At 65.7% G+C, this 20,076-nt stretch carries 20 protein-coding genes and 2 pseudogenes; 11 read left to right on the forward strand and 11 right to left on the reverse strand.

What is annotated here, in order from left to right; translation table 11 throughout:
- Positions 1-332: 332 nt before the first annotated feature.
- From A7B18_RS00180 to A7B18_RS00185, 3 genes are all read right to left on the reverse strand, one after another.
- A complete protein-coding gene (locus A7B18_RS00180; protein ID WP_102124659.1) occupies positions 333-1,442 on the reverse strand; it encodes an alpha/beta hydrolase family protein in 1,110 nt (369 codons plus the stop codon).
- Positions 1,443-1,694: 252 nt separating this feature from the next.
- Positions 1,695-1,979: a hypothetical protein gene (locus A7B18_RS21140; protein ID WP_146009393.1), complete on the reverse strand. Its 285-nt coding sequence runs from the start codon at positions 1,977-1,979 to the stop codon at positions 1,695-1,697.
- Positions 1,976-2,560 carry a ParA family protein gene (locus A7B18_RS00185; RefSeq protein WP_102124660.1) on the reverse strand — a complete coding sequence of 195 codons (585 nt, stop codon included), beginning with the start codon at positions 2,558-2,560 and terminating at the stop codon, positions 1,976-1,978. The genes A7B18_RS21140 and A7B18_RS00185 overlap by 4 nt, the downstream gene beginning before the upstream one ends.
- 149 nt (positions 2,561-2,709) lie before the next feature.
- Here A7B18_RS00185 and A7B18_RS00190 point away from each other — a divergent pair, with 149 nt between their 5' ends.
- Positions 2,710-3,081 (forward strand): HNH endonuclease, encoded by a 372-nt coding sequence (locus tag A7B18_RS00190; protein WP_102124661.1) that lies wholly within the window; start codon positions 2,710-2,712, stop codon positions 3,079-3,081.
- Between the two features lie 127 nt (positions 3,082-3,208).
- Here A7B18_RS00190 and A7B18_RS21700 read toward each other — a convergent pair whose 3' ends face one another.
- Entirely contained in the window at positions 3,209-6,478 is a 3,270-nt protein-coding gene (locus A7B18_RS21700) for a hypothetical protein (protein ID WP_180969934.1), read from the reverse strand.
- Positions 6,479-6,643: 165 nt separating this feature from the next.
- Here A7B18_RS21700 and A7B18_RS00200 point away from each other — a divergent pair.
- Positions 6,644-7,756, forward strand: a pseudogene (locus A7B18_RS00200) (IS630 family transposase).
- Positions 7,757-7,868: 112 nt separating this feature from the next.
- On the opposite strand, the gene A7B18_RS00205 reads toward A7B18_RS00200, so the two are convergent.
- The 3 genes from A7B18_RS00205 to A7B18_RS23020 form a co-directional block, all read right to left on the reverse strand.
- Positions 7,869-8,777 (reverse strand): nucleotidyl transferase AbiEii/AbiGii toxin family protein, encoded by a 909-nt coding sequence (locus tag A7B18_RS00205; RefSeq protein ID WP_102124662.1) that lies wholly within the window; start codon positions 8,775-8,777, stop codon positions 7,869-7,871.
- Positions 8,761-9,402 (reverse strand): type IV toxin-antitoxin system AbiEi family antitoxin domain-containing protein, encoded by a 642-nt coding sequence (locus A7B18_RS00210; protein ID WP_102124663.1) that lies wholly within the window; start codon positions 9,400-9,402, stop codon positions 8,761-8,763. The genes A7B18_RS00205 and A7B18_RS00210 overlap by 17 nt, the downstream gene beginning before the upstream one ends.
- A gap of 206 nt (positions 9,403-9,608) precedes the next feature.
- The gene (locus A7B18_RS23020; RefSeq protein ID WP_102124799.1) at positions 9,609-10,085 is read right to left on the reverse strand and encodes a tyrosine-type recombinase/integrase; all 477 of its coding nucleotides are present in this window, start codon (positions 10,083-10,085) and stop codon (positions 9,609-9,611) included.
- A 20-nt stretch (positions 10,086-10,105) separates the two neighbouring features.
- Here A7B18_RS23020 and A7B18_RS00220 point away from each other — a divergent pair, with 20 nt between their 5' ends.
- Complete coding sequence (locus tag A7B18_RS00220) at positions 10,106-10,756, forward strand: DUF2442 domain-containing protein (RefSeq protein ID WP_180969936.1); 651 nt, start codon at positions 10,106-10,108, stop codon at positions 10,754-10,756.
- Between the two features lie 125 nt (positions 10,757-10,881).
- Here the strand turns inward: A7B18_RS00220 and A7B18_RS00225 are convergent, their stop codons facing one another.
- Both A7B18_RS00225 and A7B18_RS21705 read right to left on the reverse strand, forming a co-directional pair.
- On the reverse strand, positions 10,882-11,553 hold the full coding sequence (locus tag A7B18_RS00225; protein ID WP_219722060.1) for a J domain-containing protein: 672 nt from the start codon (positions 11,551-11,553) through the stop codon (positions 10,882-10,884).
- The gene (locus A7B18_RS21705) at positions 11,550-11,849 is read right to left on the reverse strand and encodes a hypothetical protein (RefSeq protein WP_180969937.1); all 300 of its coding nucleotides are present in this window, start codon (positions 11,847-11,849) and stop codon (positions 11,550-11,552) included. Before A7B18_RS21705 ends, A7B18_RS00225 begins: the two co-directional genes overlap by 4 nt.
- Positions 11,850-11,951: 102 nt before the next feature.
- On the opposite strand from A7B18_RS21705, the pseudogene A7B18_RS21710 reads away from it, so the two are divergent.
- From A7B18_RS21710 to A7B18_RS00265, 8 genes and pseudogenes are all read left to right on the forward strand, one after another.
- A pseudogene (locus A7B18_RS21710) lies at positions 11,952-12,410 on the forward strand (DUF4143 domain-containing protein); the annotation flags it as partial.
- Positions 12,411-13,540: 1,130 nt separating this feature from the next.
- Entirely contained in the window at positions 13,541-14,872 is a 1,332-nt protein-coding gene (locus A7B18_RS00235) for a replication initiator protein A (protein WP_102124666.1), read from the forward strand.
- Between the two features lie 71 nt (positions 14,873-14,943).
- Entirely contained in the window at positions 14,944-15,753 is an 810-nt protein-coding gene (locus A7B18_RS00240; RefSeq protein ID WP_102124667.1) for a ParA family protein, read from the forward strand.
- Positions 15,746-16,636 (forward strand): ParB/RepB/Spo0J family partition protein, encoded by an 891-nt coding sequence (locus A7B18_RS00245; RefSeq protein WP_102124668.1) that lies wholly within the window; start codon positions 15,746-15,748, stop codon positions 16,634-16,636. The genes A7B18_RS00240 and A7B18_RS00245 overlap by 8 nt, the downstream gene beginning before the upstream one ends.
- A 255-nt stretch (positions 16,637-16,891) precedes the next feature.
- A complete protein-coding gene (locus tag A7B18_RS00250) occupies positions 16,892-17,119 on the forward strand; it encodes a hypothetical protein (protein WP_102124669.1) in 228 nt (75 codons plus the stop codon).
- A gap of 391 nt (positions 17,120-17,510) precedes the next feature.
- On the forward strand, positions 17,511-17,762 hold the full coding sequence (locus tag A7B18_RS00255) for a hypothetical protein (RefSeq protein ID WP_102124670.1): 252 nt from the start codon (positions 17,511-17,513) through the stop codon (positions 17,760-17,762).
- A gap of 56 nt (positions 17,763-17,818) precedes the next feature.
- Positions 17,819-18,175 carry a hypothetical protein gene (locus A7B18_RS00260; RefSeq protein ID WP_102124671.1) on the forward strand — a complete coding sequence of 119 codons (357 nt, stop codon included), beginning with the start codon at positions 17,819-17,821 and terminating at the stop codon, positions 18,173-18,175.
- Between the two features lie 84 nt (positions 18,176-18,259).
- Positions 18,260-18,781 (forward strand): transposase, encoded by a 522-nt coding sequence (locus A7B18_RS00265; protein WP_102124672.1) that lies wholly within the window; start codon positions 18,260-18,262, stop codon positions 18,779-18,781.
- Positions 18,782-18,848: 67 nt separating this feature from the next.
- On the opposite strand, the gene A7B18_RS00270 is transcribed toward A7B18_RS00265, so the two are convergent.
- Both A7B18_RS00270 and A7B18_RS00275 read right to left on the reverse strand, forming a co-directional pair.
- Entirely contained in the window at positions 18,849-19,037 is a 189-nt protein-coding gene (locus A7B18_RS00270; RefSeq protein WP_102124673.1) for a hypothetical protein, read from the reverse strand.
- Between the two features lie 235 nt (positions 19,038-19,272).
- Entirely contained in the window at positions 19,273-20,007 is a 735-nt protein-coding gene (locus tag A7B18_RS00275; RefSeq protein WP_146009394.1) for an endo alpha-1,4 polygalactosaminidase, read from the reverse strand.
- Positions 20,008-20,076: the final 69 nt, after the last annotated feature.

Genomic DNA, 20,076 nt, shown 5'->3' on the forward strand with positions numbered 1-20,076 from the left:
CCCCTGCCAGGGCCGATCAGACGGCCACCGTCCGGCTTGGGTGACCCGGAGCTGCGAGGCCGCCTCTCCCCAGGACCCAGGACGCGGCGCCCCCCCCGGCAGAAGCCACTGGCGCCCAGGCAGGCAGAGGGGGCCGTCCTCGAAGCCCTCTCGAAACTTGGGGAGCCCCGATGGAGAACGCTTGAAGGCCAGCCGACATACAGAAAGGGGCATCACGGGCCACCCCCGATGCCCCTTTTCCTGTCTCGCGTCCGGGTGGTGGCGACCAAAGGCGACGGGGACGGTCCATCCTCTCTGGAGGTGGCGTTCCCGTCCCCTGGTGGAAGGTGGTCTCAGCGCGCCTTGATCCAGTTGATGGTGTCTTGCATGGGCTGGGCAGCGATGGGCCGGAAGTCGTCGTCGATCTCGCTCCTGGCCGGACCGAGGGTGTGCCCCAGCCCGGGGTAGACCTTGACGGTGGCCCGCGTGCCCGCCTTCTGGAAGGCCGCCTCGAGCGTCCCGAGGTTCCCCACGGGCGTGCTCGCGTCGTCTTGGCCCTGCAGCACCAGGACCGGCAGCTTGAGGTTGGGCACTTGCGCGGTCACGGTTGGAAGCGCGCGGCCCGGCGCGTAGATACGGAACACTCCTTGTGGGGTGAAGGCGGAGTCCAGCACCGCCTTGAAGCCCGGCACGACTTCGGTATTCACTTCCAGGCGACCATCCTTATCCGTGTCGAGGGCGGAGTTAATGACGAACTTGCCCTGCTGCGCCTGCGTCTGGTCAGCGAAGTACGCGGCGACGCTCTTAGCGACGAGGCCTCCCTGACCAGTGAGCAGTTTGATGAGACCGTCGTTCGTCAGCGTGTCACCTACCACTGAGCGCAGGTAGGGAAGCTGCACGGTGTTGAACTGCGCCTCGAAGAGTTGCCGCCACGGCAGAACCACCGGTCCCTGAAGAATCAGACCAGCCAGTTCGGGGTGACGTGCGGCGAGGGCGGCGGCGACGGTGCTGCCCTCGCTCCAGCCGTAGACGAAGACCCGCCTTGGGTCCACGCGCGGATTCTGTTCCACGGCCTGGAGGGCCGTCTCGGCGTCGCGCAGGAACATGCCCAGGTCGGCCTGGGTGTAGAACTTTTGGGCGTCCACCTGCCGCGGGCCGCTGACGTAGTGCTTGTTGTAGCGCAGCGTCGCGACGCCCCGCGTGGCGAGACCGTCAGCGAGGTCCTTGAAGATACTGGACTTCAGGGTGCCGTCCGCACCATAGACATGAAAGTCCATATCGGCAGGCGTGGAGCCCGGGATGAGCAGCACGGCAGGAAGCTTCCCGGTCGTGCTGCCCGGATACGTCCACTGGGCCTTGCTCTGGAAGTCACCGAAGTTCAGCGTGATGTCCTCGCGCCCCACCTGCTGGGCATGCGCGAGTGAGGCGAGCAGCAGGGCAGACAACACGGGGGCTTTGTTCATGCTCTCAGCCTAGGTACGGAGGTGAACACGACGTGGAATCCTCGCCCCTCCCCCGGTGGAACGGTTCAGAGCGGTCAAGCTCGTCCGGTCGACACCCCATGAGTTTGTGGTAGGCGGCATGGATCTCCTTCATCCGCCGCTCGGCGGTGACCCGGAAATCCTCGCCCAGGCGTCCCACCCGGTCGGGGCGAGATTGCTTGGTCAACACCAGTCTAGACTCTTAGACTTCTATAAAGCTAGAAGCCTATGCACCTAACTCCCGCGACTGAGCCACTCCCGCAAGAGCTCGCGGACGACGGTGCTGACCTCTACCCCCTCCTGCAGGGCCTTGATTCGGACGGCCCGCCGGAGTTCTGGGGGAACCGTCACGTTGAGCTGCACCATCTTCTCCACCGGGTTCTCGATGGCAGGAGGGGGACTGACCTCTCCCCTCCCCTGCTGAGACGCCGGGGGTTCGGAGGGTGGAGTCAGCGCCGTGGCTGGCGGCTCTCCCCCCCGCAGAACTTCTCCCAGCTTGGGCCGCTTGCTTCTGGTCATTCCTGCAACTCCTTCCAGACGGCGGCGTACTCCTCCAAGTCGGTGGGCGTGCCGCCGAAGGCCGCCTTGTATGCTTCGAGCTCGCGGACACGGGCATTCAGGACCGGGAGCCCGGTCAGAGCCTCCTCGGCCTCGCGGGCCAGACGTCGGCGCGGGTTATAGCGGGTCAGCAGCACGGCCACGTCCAGCTCCTCCCGCTGGGCCTGGAGGTCTGCCAGCAGCTCCAGCGTGGGCCGCAAGCGGTCTACCTCCAGCCCTGTGGGAGCGACGGGCACGAGCGCTGTGTCGGCCAGACCACCCGCCCGCAGCAGCAGTTCCCGCGAGTTGGGCGGCGTGTCGATGATGACGACTCCCCCCATCGTCCCGGCGGCCCTGACCTGCCGGGCCAGGCGGTCCGGTTCCCCCTGGATCACCTCGAAGGGCAGCTCGGCGTGGGCCGCCCAGCGGTGGGCACTGTGCTCGCTGTCGGCGTCGATCACCGTCACGGCTTGTCCCTGACTGGCAGCCACGGCGGCCAGGTAGAGCGTCGTGGTGGTCTTCCCGACCCCTCCCTTGAGACTCAGTATGGCGAGCGTTCTCATAGCTACAAATCTAGGCGCTTAGTTTTGTAGATGTCTAACAGTTTCCATTTGTTGGTGGATAGATTTCTATATTTGTAGTAACCTATCTACATAGGGAACAAATACTCTAGAGGTATAGGCAACTAGGTATCCGGGACTAGGTGAAGTGCATGCGGAAGCGCAAACGGTACGTCAAATGTTGGGACCGCGAGACAGGACGGACGGTTCTGTTGCACCGGAGGGTGGCCGAAACGATGCTGGGCCGCGCGCTCCTGCCCGGGGAGATCGTCCATCACCGCGACGGCGACTCCCTCAACAACTCCCGGGACAACCTGCTCGTCCTCCCGAACCAGCGCTACCACGCCCACTTCGAATACCACCTGCGCCGTGAGAAGCGGGGGCAACCCCTCCTGTTTCCCGAACTCCTCCAGGTCATTCGCGAAGACCAGCGGGGCACCCTGTTCGAGGGCATCCTGCCCAGCCGACTTCAACTCCTTCCTGAGCACCCCGCAGGGGGACCACAACCACCAGAAGCAATCTAGAAAGCTAGACATATAGACTACTATCTATGTATCTACTTACCTAGCTAGAATAAGCCGTTCGCCTGACCCCGACCTGTCGCTGCCCCATGCGAACTGACGACAAGGCGTGCGGCCAGGCAGGTCGGCTCTAGCCCCCGGCGAGTTCCTGCTCAGGCAGAACGAACTGCGCGGTGCTCGCCACCAAGACAGACGGGTCCGCCCGGTACTTCCGCAGGCGCTCCAACCGCCCGGGAGTCCAGCCGCCCGCCGCCTCCGCCGCCAGGACCAGGGCCTCAAGGGCCAACCGCGTTGCCTCCTTCGGGCCGCCGGCGAGCGCCTGCTCAAGCACCTCCACCTCCTGCACGTCCGTTCGGCAGCGAGCCGCGCGAATAGCGGTCACACCCGCCATCAACGCCTCCGCGTGCAGTTCGCCCCCCTCAGCCCAGCGCCCCAACCGCTTCCCCAGAGCGTCCCAGTCCAGCGTGGCGGTGGCGAGACCGATCTGTAGCGGCAGGGTCAGGGGGTCTGCCCCCAGCACCACCAGCACGGCCTCTGTGATAGGGACGGCCCGACGCCTGGAACCGGAGGCCGCCGCCTGCAATGCGTGGACGGCAGTACGTAAGGCGCGGCGCCCGGGCAGCAGGCGGGTAAAGGCGTCCCCGATAGCCCCGGCGTCCCGGGCCGAGTAGGAGGCGAAGATCACCCCCGCGGCCGCCGCCGTCTCCTGCCCGTGGGGGGAGGAAAGACTCGCCAGCAGCGTGCCGAGCAACCGGCGCTCCGGATCGGTCACGGGCTGCTGGTGCCGCAGGGTCTCGACCCGGACCACCGGCTCCGGGTGGGTCAGGAGGGCCTGGAGGAGCTCCAGATACCGGTCCCGGCTGTCCCCGGTGAGGTTCCGGCCCGGCAGCCGAACCAAACCGTCGCTCAGCGCCGCGTCCCCAGACCGGGCCCCTGCCAGCAGAACGGGCCAGGTCTCGGGGCGGTTGAGGTGGTTCCATAGCGCCCGCAGCAGGGCCACCCGCACGTCCCGGTGCAGGTCCTGCCCGGCGAAGACCAGCAGGGCCCGGTAAGCCGCCTCACCAGACAGGTCGCCGACGAGGCGCACCACCTCCTTGAGGACGGTCACCCGTCCACGCGGGACCTGAAGCAACAGTTCCAGCGCCTGCGCGGGGGGGAGATCGAGGAGCAGGCGGCGTAGGGTGTAGATGGCGATCCGGGCCCGGTCGTCCTCCAATGCGGCGAGCAGCCCGGGCACGCCCCGCCCCTCGTCCAGGCGACCCAGGGCGCGCAGGGCCGCGTCGCGCAGCGCCAGGGTGGTGTTCCTGACGTCGGCCACAGCGGTGAGACGGCGGAGGGGAAGGTCCTCCGTGGAGATGCTCCCCCGGAGAACCGGGGAGGGCAGGGCGGCCAATCCATTCAGGGCCCGCCAGACGCCCGGGTAATCTCGTTTCTCGTCCCTGCTGAATTCGACCAGGGTCTGGGCGAAGGTCCGCTGCTGAGTCGAGGTCCAGCGGGTGAAGCCCGACGTGAAGGGCAGGACGAAGCGGGTCTGCCCGGTGCTGAAGCGGCCCCTGAACGCCTGGCGTCCCAGGAAGGGCGTGAGCAGGTCCTGGCGGCGGCGGTGCAGGTGCTCGTACACCAAGGGCTGGGTCGCCCAACTGGGGTCCTGGCGCAGCAGGAAGGGCACCAGCGCCGCAAAGCGCGCCTGAGCGTGCTCTCGCAGCAAGCCCAATGCCGCCGCCGAGACCCAGGCGCTCTTGGACGTTTGGACCCGTTCCTCCAGTATCCGCAGCAGGTCTTCAGAGTCGGCCACGTACTTGCCCAGGCCGGTCAGTGCCTGGATCAGCTGGCCTTCCCGCTCTCGCGTCTCCCAGGAACGCAGCACGGGGAGCAGTGCAGCTATGACTGCGGGGGCCGTAGTCCCGGTCAACCGCCGTTCGATCCCCCCGAAACTCACCTGGCCGCGGGCCTGGACGATCCGCGCGAGCCAGGCGGCACTCCACTCCGGGTGGAAGGGCAGAAGGCCCTGCACGAACCCCTCCGCGAGGGCGGCCGTCCCGTGCGAGAGGTCGGCGGCGTTCAGCGCGTCCCCGATCACCTGCTCCACCGCATCAAGGCTCTCCACTCGCCACAGCCCGGGGGGCAACCCCGCCAGGCTCCGCCACATCGCCTGACGCACGGGGTCCTGCTCGTTGCGCCGCGCGGTCATGAGGGCCAGCAGTTCCGCCTGCCGGGAGCGTTCGTACCGGACGCAGAAGGTCAGGCTGGCGAGGGCCTGGGCACGCCGTTCCGCATCCGGTGACCGCAGGGGCCCCTCCAGGACCGCGCGCGCCTCCTCCCACGGGAGAAAGGCCGCGTACCCGAGCCGGAGCAGGACCCGCGTCTGGAGGAAGGGAAGGCGAAGGTGACGCCGGGCCTCCCGGACCCGCAGCTCCGCCGGCAGGTGGTGCACGACGGGCAGGGGCAGGAGTCCTTCTGGCGTCCCGAACATGTCGATGAAAACCGGAGCCAGCCGCGCGCGGAGTTCGGGCTTTAACTTCCCGTAGCGCTGCTCCGCCCCGGGTACCACCCCCGGCCTGCGGCGGAGCAGCGCCTCGATCATCTCCGGCGGGAGACGGCGCAGGCGCGGGGTCAGGTTCAGCAAGGGCGGCGGGGCGTCTTCCGAGTCCAGCACGAGTTGTGCCACGTTCTGGGGTCTGCTGACCGCCAACCTCCAGAGCATCAGATTCGTCAGAGGGGTGGTGCGCCCCAGCTCCCGGACGAGGGCCAGCGCGAGGTCCGGCGCACGCTCCCCCAGACCGGGCAAGACGATATTCACCTGGCGCGTGAGTAGGGCGGAGAACTCCGCGGCCGCCCGCGCCCGCCTCAGGAGTTCCTGCCCGGCCACCTGCGGGTGCCAGCGGGCCGTCCGTTCCCAGCCTGGTCCGGTCGTCCATCCACCGTCGTCCAGCAGCTCGGGGAAGAGCCGCTCGACCAGGGTCGAAGAGGCGTATGGCAGGACGGACCAGGCCTCCTGCCGCCGGCCCTGCTCCAGAAGCCGCTCAATCCAGGTGTCGACGGGGGCGCCGGACCGCCCGGACTTGCGCCAGCGGCCAAGCAGCAGGCGGTGACGGGACGCGGGCAGTTCCTGAAGCAGGGTCAGGAGCTGGTCGTCAGAACAGAGCATCGCGACGAGGCGGGTGGCGAGGCCGTGGACATGCCCGGAGGGATCGAGGGCTGCATGCAGGGCGCGCTCCCCATCCCGGCTCCCGAAACAGGCGAAGGCCGCCAGACGCCGCTCGTACACCGCGCCCCGCGAGAGTCCGTCGAGGAGAGCGTCCCGCTCCCGGGCGGGGAGGCGACCGACCTCGACCATGCGCCTTACCCGGGCGTGGTGAGTCAGGGGTTCGAGTTCAGCGAGCAGGTTGGCAGTGTTCAAGGGAAGGTCCTTGCTGCTCAGGTTAAGGCGAAGAGCACTCTGCCTGCGGCGCAAATCCTCACCTGACCGGAACCACGGTTGGAGGAGTAGGAGGAGCGCGTATGTACATATAGTTCTACATAACTAGTGGATGACCACAGGCGAGGACAGGTCTAAGATGGGGAGATGGGACGGCGCAAACAGTTTGTGGTGAGGCTCAGCGATGAGGAGCGTCGACAACTGACCGAGATGACGTGAAAGGGCGTCATCAGTGCGCGGGTCATGACCCGCGCACGTCTCTTGCTCCTGGCTGATCAACAGTTGAAGGATGACGACGTCGCCGCGCGGCTGGATATCAGTCATCTGACGGTCGCCAGCATTCGGAAGAAATACGCTCAAGGTGGGTTGCAAGCTGCTTTATATGAAAAGAGCCGTCCAAAACCGCTGCCAAACTGGGGCCGAAGGAAACGGCGATCCTCATCGCAGAAACCTGTTCAGAAGGTCCAGATGGGCGAGCCCACTGGACCATGCAACTGTTGGCGGATCGCCTGGTGACATTGGGTGTGGTCGAAAGCATCAGTGATGAGACGATCCGGCGTACCCTGAAAAAACGACCTCAAGCCGTGGCAAGTCCAGAGCTGGTGCACCGCCAAGGGAGGCGCCGACTTCGTCTGGCGGATGGAGGAGGTGCTGGACACCTATGCCCAGCCGTATGACCCGGAGTACCCCGTGGTCTGCTTCGACGAAAAGTCCTCTCAACTGTTGGAGCACGTGACCGAGCCACTTCCACCCGTGCCGGGACACCCGGCACGGGTGGACTACGAGTACAAGCGGTGTGGAACAGCCAATCTCTTCATGGCCTTTGAACCCCGGACTGGGCAGCGAACCGTGACGGTGACCGAACGGCGCGGGAATCAGGACTTCGCTGCGCAGATGCAGGCTCTGCATCTGCGCTACCCCGACGCGAAGCGAATTCGACTGGTGCTGGATCAATTATCCACGCACACTCCATCGGCGCTGTACGAACACCTTCCACCCGGGGAAGCCAACTTTCTCAGACGGCGTTTCGAGTGGGTCTACACACCGAAGCACGCTTCCTGGCTGAACATGGCCGAGATGGAATGGGCAGTTTTAGAACGTCAGTGCTTGAGACGGCGTTTGTCAACATCTGAGGAGCTGAAGAACGAAGTCAAAGCTTGGGAAGCCGACCGAAATACACGCTCTGTCAAAGTGGACTGGCAGTTCAATACCGACAAGGCGCGATCGAAATTAAGCCGCCGCTACCCGTCGCAGAGTTGAACCCAGCCATGCCTGTGGTCATCCACTAGGTCTTTAGCTACCTTGATCAATTCAATCAGAGGAGACGCGCCAGCAGCTCAGCGTGCGTGGAGCAGCTCGGAATGAGGCCGTCTCAGTCGTCATGCCAGCGAGCTTCGGCGAGGCTCCAGGTTCCCTGGCTGCGCCCCTCCAGGAGGAGAGGTCGGTAAAACGCCCTCAGCAGGGTCATCACCGCGTCCAGGGGTGGGGCGGAGAACCGGGTGCGCGCCAGGTACTGCCGCCAGCGTGGGGCCAGAACTTCCGACCGACCAAAAGACTCGTCGAGAATGCGCGGGAGCGCCGCCTGCGGTGTCTCCCGGGCCGCGAAACTGCGGCGCAGGGCGAGCGACATCTCACCCGCCGCGAGAACTTCCCTGGTCAGGACGACGTGCAGGTCGTAGAGGTCCTTCATGCGCGTGGTCGCCTCGCCGATCTCGACCAGGGCCGCGAACTTCTCGGTCACCACCGTCTCCAGGGGGTAGATGGAGACGGGGACACCACGCTCCACCAAGAGGGGTGGGAACGTCCAGGTCACCGGCCCCGGCGTGATGGCGTTGCCGAACGACACGTCGATCTGCACATTGGCGCGCGACGATCCCAGCAGGGCGACCAGGCGCACCGCGACGCCGGGGTAATTCATCGCCTCGTTGATGGGGGAGACCCGTACGCTCTGCGGGTCGAAGATCAAGCTATCGGCGTAAGGGAGGCGGCACACCTCCTCCAGCACCCGCCGCACCTCCTCCGGGGTGTGGGGCAGGCCCCGGGCCGCGAGGTCGAGGTCCTCGGTGGGGCGGGCGGCCTGCCCGTACCGGGCGAAGAGACTCAGGGCGCCCTTGAGCACGAAGTACTCCGCATAGGGGCTGGCGTCGAGTCGGGCGAGCAGCCCCTGCTGGGCGTAGAGCAGCAGCATGGCGTTGGCGGGCAGGTTGGGGTAGTGGGTGCGACCGAGGTGGCGCAGCCGGGCGAGGATACTTACCGGACTGGGGTCAGTGGTCCTGGTCATGCAGCAGCACCTCCAGGTCCCTCGACAGCTCCTTCCACACGCCCTGGTCCTTGCCCATCTGAATCAAGGCCTGCACCTGGACCCCGGGCTGCCCCAGATACTTCTTCAACCCCTCGAGGTAGAGGTCGCGTCCGAACCTCGGGGCGTAGCGCAAGAGGTCAGTTAAGGTCTTCTCCGGGCTGTAGGTGGTCAGTGGCCGCCCGCGGACGTCGAGGGTGGTCAGGCCCGCACGGTAGGCCCTGGGTCCGAAGTAGAAGATCTCCAGCGCGGGGAAGTCCACGACGGGTCGCCGATGACGGGCGGGCACAGCGAACTGCAGGGCGGCTGGCCGGGTCGTCGTCAAACCGTGCAGGTGCAGGGCGCTGACGAGGCAGGGGCGGGCGTAGGGGAAGCGCAGCTGCACCTCCAGCAGATCCTCGGCCTCCGCAGCGACCGCCTCCAGCTTGCCCGTATCCACCAGGCGGTATACCCCCCGCTGGGGCCGCTCGATCACGCCCCGCCGCAACAACCGGGTGAGGGTCATCCCCGGTACACCCGCCTGCACCGCGTCCCGCGAGGTCAGGTACCCGCCGCGTTGGACGAAGAGTTCAAGCACCGTTTCGGCCCCCTCAGCCACCATGTTCATAAGTGTAGGAAGTATAGGCCGATCATCCTACGATTTTGAACAGAACACCTCTCCAAGTTCTTACCCCATAGTCAAGTTGAGTTAACTGAGTTAGTAACTTTTTTTACAATTTGTTCGTATGGAAAAGAGCGCTTCCAGGTGGAAAGCTTTCGCAGCCAGGCAGTTGGCCTCCGCGCGACGGAGGCACTTGAGGTGGATCAGTCCTCTCACGCCTCTTCAAGATATCTTGCAATGTCACCCCCCACATGAGCTATATAGCGCACAGTCGTATTTACATGCTTATGTCCAAGTAGCTTGGATATGTCTAAGATGGGAATCTTTTTAATGTAAAGTCTGGTTGCCACAATGCGTCGGCAATCTCGGGACCTAAAGTTAATGTCTACAGGTAAAATCCCTGTGGCATGCAGGCGCTCCTGAAATTCACACAGCCATTGGTGTAACTCTCCTCCATGAAATCCTGACCTATAACTGTTCGTGCTCTTTTGCAATAAGAGGGGTGCGTCCTGTTGGACCTCATGCTCGCTCTCGGGCACGCCTACCACATGACCGCGGAGGACGTCCGCGGCCTGCTGCACTGGCAATGGCATAGCCCTCACCGTCGCACAGCCGCCCGATGGCCCACACCTTTCGCGGCCATCCAGGCTGGCGACCTGCATCAGGTCGAGTCCACGCTGTATCCGCATCCGCCCTCCGGGAGCTGGGGATGAGGCAGCCGGACAGCGCCTCCCCACCACAATCCAGGCCAGACGTCCCCAAGCCAGGACCGATCACCGAGGTCCTGGTCGAGCCGGGCAGTCACCAGCTGTGGGTGACCCTCGGCGGCGAGCAGACCCACCGCATTGACCTCACCCCCCTGCTGGCCGTCGAGACGTACCGGACCCTGCGTCTGCGCACCCTCTTCGCTCGGGTGCAGGTAAGTACAAACGGCCACCATCTGCTCTGGCCCGGCGGCGCCCGGCTGGACATCGCCTCCAGCCTGCAAGCCGGACCGCTCCCCGTGCGGACCCTTGCCGTCGTTCCTGCCCAGCAGCGGTACCGCCCCCTGCGTCCCCTGCCCATCGAGCCGACAGTCGTCCAGCGTTTGCTCCAGTTGCGCCCCGGCGAACTCGACCAGATCCTGCAACGTACTCCCGCTCCCGCCGAGGTGCTGTTCGCCCGCCTGTACGACCTGGGCGTCTTCCTTACTGGGCACTTCGCCCCCGAACACCTGGCCGCGCTCATGCGGCAGCCCTGGCGCTACGGCGAGCAGCGCTGCCCGGGAGAGCCGCTACTCCACACCATGCTTGGCTGGCTCCAGTGGGGCCGCCCCGACCTGATCGAGCGCCCCTGCATGCTCATCGCCACCGGTGAGTAACCCCTGGCTTGCGTAGGCTCACCAGGACATCTTCTCGGCCCCCCCTGCATCCGCAATCCCGCCCCACGGACCCCACACCCTGCCGACCTGCGAGGGGTCGTTTCCACCACCTGCTTTTAAGCGTTTCAACCCACGAGCTTCTGATACGCCGCATTGATCGCCTTCATTCGACGCTCGGCCAACTGACGGAACTCCGGCCCCAGATGCCCCACCCGGTCCGGGTGATACCTCTTGGCCAGCTCCCGGTACGCCGCCCGGATCTCCTCCGGCGAGGCGTCCGGCGCTACCCCCAGCACCTCGTGCGGTCCTCCCCCGCCATCCGCACCTCCCAGCGTCTCCAGGGCCTCGAGCAGCTCCGTCGCCCCCCCACGCAGACACCACACCTCGCCGATCAGCGAAAAGTCCGTGTCCCGGGCGCGGGGTTGCCACACCACGGGCACCCCCCGAAGCTGGCGCGCCGCGTGCCGCACCTGGTCATGGAGCTCCCGCCACGACTTCACCCGGTCGCCCCTTGGCGCTCCCAGGTCCATCCGGTCCGTCCTGGCCTTCACATCCACCACGTACTTCTCCCCCACCGGTGACACGAGGATGGCGTCCGCGTCGCCCCCCGAGGCCAGCAGCAGGTTCGGGATCATCTCCCACTCGAGTGGCATCAGGTTGTGCAGCTCCTGAACAGCCTCCACCTCGACCTGTCGCCCGAGGTCGGCGGGCGAGGGCTGCTCGAGGTTGCGCCGCATCTCGGACCAACCCTGCAACTGTTCGGCGAGGTCATCCGCCTTGCCGATCACCGTGCTCACCCATGCTCGGCGGTCGTCTCGTAGTCCCCCTGGGCCTGTGGGGGCTTGACCACCCACAGAACGTGCTGGCCGGTACTGACCACCCCGGGATCACGGGCGGCCAGAGCACGCACGGTGTCGGCCGTCACGTCTCGCCAATTCACGTACGGGGTGCCATAGCGCTGCTCCGCCCGCCCCGGCGTCACTCCGACGAAGAAGGTCTGCCCCTCCGGACTCACCAGGACCCGCGCGACGTGGTAAGCCTGCGGGTCCCTGGGCAGATAGACCTTCCAACCCTCACCCAGGCTTCGTGCCAAGCGTCCGAGGTCACCGGTGGCTACCCCGAGGCCCAGGGACGCGCAGCCGCCCGCCGCCGGGCGTTCTTCCGGTCCTACCTCACCACCATCCTCACCCGCGACGTGCAGGAGCTGGCCCGGGTCGAGGGCCTCTCGCAGTTGCCCAACCTGCTCACCCTGCTGGCCGCCCGGTCCTCAGGGCTGCTGAATGTCGCCGACCTCGCCCGGGACAGCGGCCTGCCACAGACCACCCTGAAGCGGTACCTGTCTCTGCTCGGGGCCGTCTTCCTGAGCCTGACCATTCCAGCCTGGGCCAGCAACCAGGGCAAACGGCTCACCAAGAGCCCCAAAATCCAGCTTGTGGACACCGGGCTCACCGCCCACCTGCTGGGACTGGACGTTCCGAGGCTCCGCCGTGAGCGGCACCACCTCGGGCCTCTCCTGGAGGCGTTTGTGACGCTGGAACTGCTCAAGGCCTCGGCCTGGAGTGAGGCGACGCCGACCCTGTATCACTACCGCACTCAGACCGGCCAGGAGGTCGATCTCCTGCTCGAGCACCCCGACGGCCGCCTGGTCGGCGTCGAGGTCAAGGCGACAGCGACGCCGAACGTGGGAGATTTTCAGGGCTTGCGGGCGTTGCAGGCCGACCAGTCGGACCGTTTTCACCGGGGAATCGTGCTGCACCTGGGGCCGCGCGCGGTTCCCTTTGGAGAGCGCCTCCATGCCCTGCCGGTGAGTGCTCTCTGGACCTGGCAGTAATGGACGGGCTGAGGCGGAACGTCACTGCGCCGGTCAGTGCCTGACCAGGGTGGTCCCACATGAGCGCTGCGGGCGGCTACGGCCATCCCTCATCGCGGTGTTCGCCAGGCTCATCCACAGGGGCTCTCACCGGAGTTCAGCCCCCCTCTGTTCTTCAGGTGCCAGATGTCTAGATGTACGGCCGCGCGAAGTCCGATCTGTTGCGTGCCGGGCTGCTGGCCGCCTCAGGGGAGGGGTCGCACCGGGACGGCGCCAGAACCGAATCATTCCGGCGTTGACAGCATTTGCTGTTGGGCTCCCTCAATCCCACCGAATTCGCGCAGTTGACTTGCCCCGGTGGACCGGGAGTCCAGCAGCCCGCGACAAGTGCGCGAACAGCCCGTCCCGGTCTCCCCTCCCCTGCCGATGGCCCCCTTCCTTACAGGCCGGTCCACTGGGACCAGCACTTCCAGGACTTCAGGGCATCTGGGAACAAACGGGCGTGAATGATGAAGTCTCTTTGTTTGATTGTTTACTACTTTGATACGAAACATCATCAGAGGGCGGGGCTGTCGTGTCCAGCACGGCGTTTTACCGGGATTCTCCCCCTTTCGTAACGGGAAAATCCCCCATTCATACCGGTATTTTCCCCCCGTTTCCCCCCATTCATGACGGGGTGCCGGCTCCAGTTCCCCCCATTCATAACGGTCCGTTTCCCCCATTCGTAACGGGTCCATTTCCCCCATTCGTGACGGCTCAGGCCCCTCAAATCCCCCATTGATAACGGGACTTACACCCGGCTTTCCCCCATTCGCAACGGGGTCTGGAGGAAAATGATAGAAACGTCGTTCTGGCGCGGAGAAAAAGGCAAAAGCCCCCATTCGGAACGGGGTGGGGTGCTCGCTCTTCCCCCATTCACAACGGTGTGGCGAAAAACCGTGGTGAGGGCTACACTAAGACGTTCTGGAGGATGCGTGGTCAAGCAGCCCGAGCAGGAGATGATGCTTCGCGAGGACCTCAACGTAGGGCAACTCGGGCTGATCTCGATTCAGCGCAAGATCGCGCCGGACTACACCGCCTGGAAGGTGGCCTTCGAACGGGCTGGGGTTCTGGGAGAGATCGAGTGCAACGGCGCGCAGAAGTATGGTGTGCCCCACGGCATTGACAACGACTCCTACCTGGCGTTGCAGGAGCTCTACATCGAGCACGGTTGCCCGGAAGACGGGCGCTTCGGCTTCACGATGTACCGGCTGCTGCAGATGTGCGGGTTGGACGACAGCGGTGCCAACCGCCGGATGATGCGCGAGAGTCTGGAGCGGCTCAGCGCCACGCAGTACTGGATCAGCGGCGCCTGGCGCAGCCACGAGGACGACGACTGGGTCACCGCCGGGTTCCGGCTGATCGAGAAGCTGGTGTTTACTCGGGCTCGCCGGGACACCGAGGGGGCCAAGCTGATCGCAGTCACCCTTCCGCGAGAACTCACGCGCAATATCCGCAACGGATATTTCAAACCCGTGAGCAGCACCCTGCTGCGCCAGCTCGGGCAGCCGGCGCGCGCCGCGTACCGGGTGCTTGATGCCTTGCGGCACGACCCCGTCCAGCACCAGTCACGCACCGTGAGTTTCCAAATTAACCTGATGGAGCTCGCCCAGCGCTGCGGGATCGCCAGCGACAAACCGGACAAGATTCGCCGTACGCTCGAACCCATCCACGACGACCTTTTGGGGGCCAAGTACTTGCGCGAGGTCTCGATCACCGGGCGGGGAAAAAAACAGGTGGTGAGCTACGTGTTCGGGCAGGCCGTCCCGGAGCCCGATGCCGAACTCGTCGCGCTCCTCGTTGCCATGAGGGTACCCATCGTGGCAGCCAAGAAGGTGGCGCTCGACTATCCGGAGCACGTGCGCGACGGGGTAAGACAGGCGCGGGCGATCGTGGAGCGTGGGTACGCGCCACAGAATTATGTCGGCTTCGTGCTCGACGTGGTGCGCTCGTATGGCAACGGCAAGTACGCGTGGCCTGAGGGCACTCAGGCGCCGGAGGTGGTGGAGGAGGGCCGCCAGCGCGCGCAGGTGCGGGTCAGACAGGACGTGCAGGCGCTGGATGAGGTCGTGCGCGCGCCTTCTGCCGAGGACCTCACGCGGACTCTCGCATTCCTGTTGATGGGTGAGGGGGTGCGCAAAGAGGACCTCGCTCGCCTGCCGGTAGCCACCCTGCAAGACTTGCATGCCCGGTTGCTTGGCCGTCCCCAGGAGGACCGCGCGGAAATCGCTCGGCAGGTCAAGACGCTCCTGAACGCACACCCATAGTCTGCCGTTACGAATGGGGGAAGGCAGAGTTCTGCTGGACCGTCTCCCGGCGGGGTAGCATGGCCCCAGCTATGAAGGTCATCACGTTTTTCAACCATGCGGGCGGCGTGGGCAAGACCAGCAGCGTGCGAGACATCGGGTTCACGCTGGCTCAGCTCGGCCACCGCGTGCTCCTGATCGACGCGGACCCGCAGGCCAATCTCACCGACTGGCTGGGTGTGCGCAGGATCGACCGGGATGGCGTCTCCCGTGACGTCGAACTTGGCGACACGCTGTACCCGGCAGTACTCGGGGACGACGACGCGGAATACGCGTTGCCTGAACCTGTGCGTGCGCACGGTCTCGACCTGATCCCCGGCCACCTGGACGTCGCTACCATCGAGCCGGTCCTGCCGGGACAATTGATGGGAGTGCTGCGCCTGAAGGAGGCCCTGCGACCCCTGACGGGGCGGTACGACTTTGTCCTGATCGATCCACCCCCGAGCCTGGGTCAGCTTAGCGCGCTCGCGGTGATCGCCGCCCGCTATGTGGTGGTGCCGGTGCCCGCGAGCGGCAAGGGGCTCAAGGGCCTACAGACGGTGGTCCAGATGCTGGCGCGCTTCCGCAAGGCCAACCCGGAGTTGACCCTTGCCATGATCCTGGTGACGCAGTACAACGACACGACCAACCACAGCCGGGAGAGCCTGGCTCAACTGCGGGCGGGCTTCGGCCACCTCGCGCCCATTAGCGCGCCCCTGGCGTATCGTCCCGCCCTGTACCCGGACTCCCAACTGCACGGCGAGCCGCTGCCCGCCTACTCCCACCGCAGCCCGGCTGTGGGGGAAATTATGTTGGCGACTGAACAACTCCTCGCGGCCCTGGGGGTGAGCGCCCATGCCTAAGACCGCCAGGAGGAGCCGGGCCGACGCCTTCGGCTCCCTGCTCGGCGCGGTGGAGGACCGGTCTCCCGCCGTGCAGCCGGTCGCCCTGGACCGGATCACCCTGCGCTCCGGCCAACCGCGACGCTTCTTTGGTGAGGCGTCGCTGGCCTCCCTGGCGCAGAGCGTGCGCGAACAGGGGGTCCTCCAACCGGTGCTGCTGCGTGAGGTGGAAGGGGAGTACGAGTTGATTGCGGGGGAACGGCGGGTCCGCGCCGCCCGGCTGGCGGGGTTGACCGAGATCCCTGCGACCGTGCGGCAGGTCTCGGACGAGGAAGCCGACCTGATGGCGGCGTTGGAGAACCTGCAGCGGGAAGACCTCAATCCGCTGGACGAGGTCGAAGCAACCCTCACCATCGTTTCACGGCAGCTCGGGATCGCGGTGGGTGAAGTCTTGCCCCTGCTGCACGCCCAGCGCCGGGCACCCCAGCCTGAGGTGGTGGAGCAGCTGGACCAGGTTTTCGCGCGGCTCGGTCGGAGTTCCTGGCGCTCGTTCGCCTCCAACAAGGCGGGCGTGCTCCGTTTCCCTGCGGAGTTGCTCAACCTGATGCGGCAGGGAAAACTGGAGTACACCCGGGCGGCGGCGCTTGCCCGTATCAAGGATCGGCAGCTTCGTGAAACCCTCATACAGCGGACCCTGGAGGAGAACCTCGGCGTCCGTGAAATTGCCGCTGCCGCGCGGCCAGCTCCTGCACACAAGGACCAGCTTGACCGCGTGCGGAGCCTGCTTGATCAGCGTACGATGGCTCGCCTTGGTGAGGAGCAACGCAAACAGGTGCAGCACCTGCTCTCCGAACTGGAGAAGGTATTCACTGGACCGCAGGGGAAGAAGGCAAGGCGCTCTTAACGTTAAGAGCAGCGAGCTGGGCTGTCCATGCGAAGGTTCAGTGGCCTACTTTCCTACGAACAGCCGAAGTGCGGTGACTCAATTGTGGGTACCTCTGGCGGAGTCCGAATCGACGCCTCTTCGTTCACGACTACGCAGCTCCCATCCGCTTGCCCGTCAACAAATTTCTAAAGCTCCATCAGTCGGGTACGGGCGGCTGTCAGCCCCCTTACCCCTAAAAAGCTCGCTGACCCCTCACCGCCTACAGGTGCGACCGTGGCCACCATGAAGGGCCTGCTGTTGGGCAGCCCGCTACGTCCCGTCATCACCGGCCTGAGCGTGGAGGCCGCCTCGCGGCACAGCCAGGTGCGCCTGCACGTCACGTTGCAGAGCACCCTCCCCGTGGCCGCCCTACTCGGTGACGAGATGTTCCGGAGCCTGCTGATACCGTTTACCCCTGTGGATGTGGAGCGGGGCAGGTGCACTTCGAGCACGGCGACCTAGCTTCCCTGAAGTCCACCGCCCACGTAGCCGGCGTCGATGTGGGCACCGCGGCCCTGCCGGAAGCCGTCGTCCAGGAGTACGTGTAGGCGCTGCGGTACCGAGGAGAGGGGCGGGCCGGTCTGCACCCTAAAGTGCAGCACACGGGAGCGGAGATCGCCGCCAGCAGCCTCAACTCTTAGTGGCGTGAGCCGGTGATCACCGCCCAGGGCGCGGTGTACCCATCCCGTCCGGAGATTGAGCGCGCGCCGGACCCCCTGAGCGGCAGTGAGCTGCCGCTCTTCTGATGGCGCCGAAGGGCGGGAGGGGGCGCACCGGTTCTTCAGCAGCATCTCCGTTGGACAAAACCACGTCCTCCGTGCACTCACCGCATGGTGACGGCAAGGAAGGGGACATGTTGAGGGGGCACGACGAGAAGAACGTCGCCTCCCTGATTGTCGTTCCGACCCAGGAATGGCTCCCGGAGGACATGCTGCGCCTCGAGCGCGTCGTGTTCCGCCCGAGCGGACGACCCGCCCGGATCGTGTGCGTGGGCGTTCCGGGCATCGATCTCGCCCGGGGGAGCGACAACGATTTGCTGGTCGTCGCGCGCACCCGGCAAGTGAGCGCCCCATACTCCCCGGGCGGCGCTGCGCGAGTCGGGTGAAACCCCAGCGCGCCTCGGGGCGGGGTTCTTACCTTTGAGTTGGTAGGGAGATCGCCATGCGCCTGTCACCTTTGCCGGTCCCCGCCCGACCTCTTCCCCCGGACCTCGCTCTGTGGCTGGTCGCACTCGCGGCCGGCCTCGCGCCGGTGTCGCCTCTCGCGGTGCAGGTCACCTTTCATCTGCTGCCCTCCGCCCTGTGGCCCGTAGTGGGGGAGAGGTCGGCGCGGCCCCTCCTGTTGGCCCGGGCAGGCTCCCTCAGCTTCTCTCCTGCCCCGGACTTGGCCGGTGAGGGTTCGCCGCTCCTGGCCCACCGCCCGAACGGTTTGGAACTCCGGCGCATCGACGGCGAACAGGCCCTGACCCTTCACCACTTCTTCGACACCACCCGGCGGTGCAGCGGGCTCGCGCCTTGACGTCGGCGAAGTGTTGGGGCGGGCGCAGAGGGTTCGGCAAGATTGGGAGCGGCGATTCCTGGGGCAGCGGGCGCGGAGGCGACGATGCAGCCCAAAGCGTGGACACCACCCGGTGCTGAACTTGAAGTATTGAAACTCTTTGTTCAGGAACGGGAGGCCATCGTCAAGGAGCTGGTACGGGCCAAGAGCCGGCGGCACTCGCTGAAACAGCGTCTGGAAGCCGACATGCTGGTGGTGCAGCTCACGGAGGCACGGATCGCGTTCCTAACCGGGCAGATTGAGGCGCTGGACCGCGAACCGTGGGCATGGGTGAATACCGTGCTCCACCTTGGGCGCCGGGTCGAGCTGCTGCAAGCTCTGCCGGGCTTCGGTTTTCTGGTGTCCCCAACGGTGTCGGTGGGGACGAACGGGCTAAGCACGATGGAGACGAGCCGACAGTTCGCGGCGTATGCGGGCGTATCGGGGTCCCGACACGATCCAGCAATTTTTGTGGCGTGGAAAGAGGGCTTCTCTCCTCCGGTCGAAGCACAGGTTCGCTCGGTTCGGGCCAAAGCCTGGGCTCCACTTCGGTCACGTGTCGTCTTGGCCTTACTCACCCAGCCCTAAGCGGTGTCGGTTGCTTGTGACGGATAGAAACCCACGGTCACCAACCTCTTGTGTAGAAACAATGGATTCAAGACAGACCATTCGTCTCGATATAGATTATGTTGGTCGCATTAATCAGGTAGGTGCGCTGGTCCTGCACGAACTCAAAGCTGCCACGTCCCTCAGTGATAATTTTTCTCAATTGAGCCTGTTGCTCGGAACTTGCCTTTTCAATGTAGAGGGTCTTGTTATCTACCAAGACGATGGTCAAGTTCATGTCTCAGCCTAACCTGAGTCACAGGGCCGGGTCTAAAGCCACCCTTAACTTGTGCCCAATGCGGTTCAGGGTCTGGAGGAAGTGCCGCTCTTTCGAGGCGGCAGGGCGTGGCCTCCGTGTATGGACGCTGGAGAGACCAGCCCAGGGCTTCTGGGGGTTTTCGTCGGTGGGGGCAATCCCGCCGTTTGGGGTCGGGGAAAGGTGGAGGCTTCGTGTCGTCCGACTCCAGTGGGGGTCAGAGGGAGCAAAGCTCACGGCTGCTGATGAAAGTGGGGATGCGGAACTCCTCGGCCCGGCGCCGCGCCGCCCGCCGCTGTTGGGCGGTCCGGGCGTAGTCCAGCGCGTAGACGTCCAGGCCGCTTCCCTGGAGGCGCGTGAGCAGGCTGGAGGTGTAGTCGAGTTCGTGGGGGTGGAGGGAGCGGTAGCCGTCCTCCCAGGTCGTGCTGAACGACTCGATCAAGACCCCGTTGACCAGGGAGGTCAGCTCGGGCAGCAGGTCGAAGCCCCGGTTGGCGAGCAGGTAGGCCCCGGGAAAGGTCTCCCGCAGGAGGCGGACGGCGTCCAGCAGGCCAGGGCGGTCCTCGGGGAACAGGAAGCTGCCGTCGAGGGTGTCCAGCAGCAGACCGTCGTGATGGCGGAGGTACTCCCCGGCCTGGTTGAGGAGGTGGGCCCGCCACGCCGGGTGCGCGACCTCCACGTACCAGGTGTTCCAGGTGGCGTTCGCGCGGCGGCGCGGCCAGGGCGTGGGCGCGGGCGTCGGGTCCTCCCCGACACTCAGGTACGCGAGCGTCCGGACCCCGCGCGCCCGCAACCGACGGACCTGGGCCGGGGAGTAGTGACCGGCTTGCAGGACCACCGTCTGGAAGGTCCCCAATTTCCGGACACGGCCCTGCCCGTAGTACACGGCGAAATCACGGGGAGGGGGCTGGGGATGGGCGGGGCATGGGCTCCCGGTGCGGGTCTTGGTCATGGGTCTCCAGACGTGGGGTGGGCGTGAGGCCCGGGGCCGGGACAGGGAAACGGCCTCTCCTGAACGGGG

The sequence above is a fragment of the Deinococcus planocerae genome, assembly GCF_002869765.1.
GTDB classification, from domain to species: Bacteria; Deinococcota; Deinococci; order Deinococcales; family Deinococcaceae; genus Deinococcus; species Deinococcus planocerae.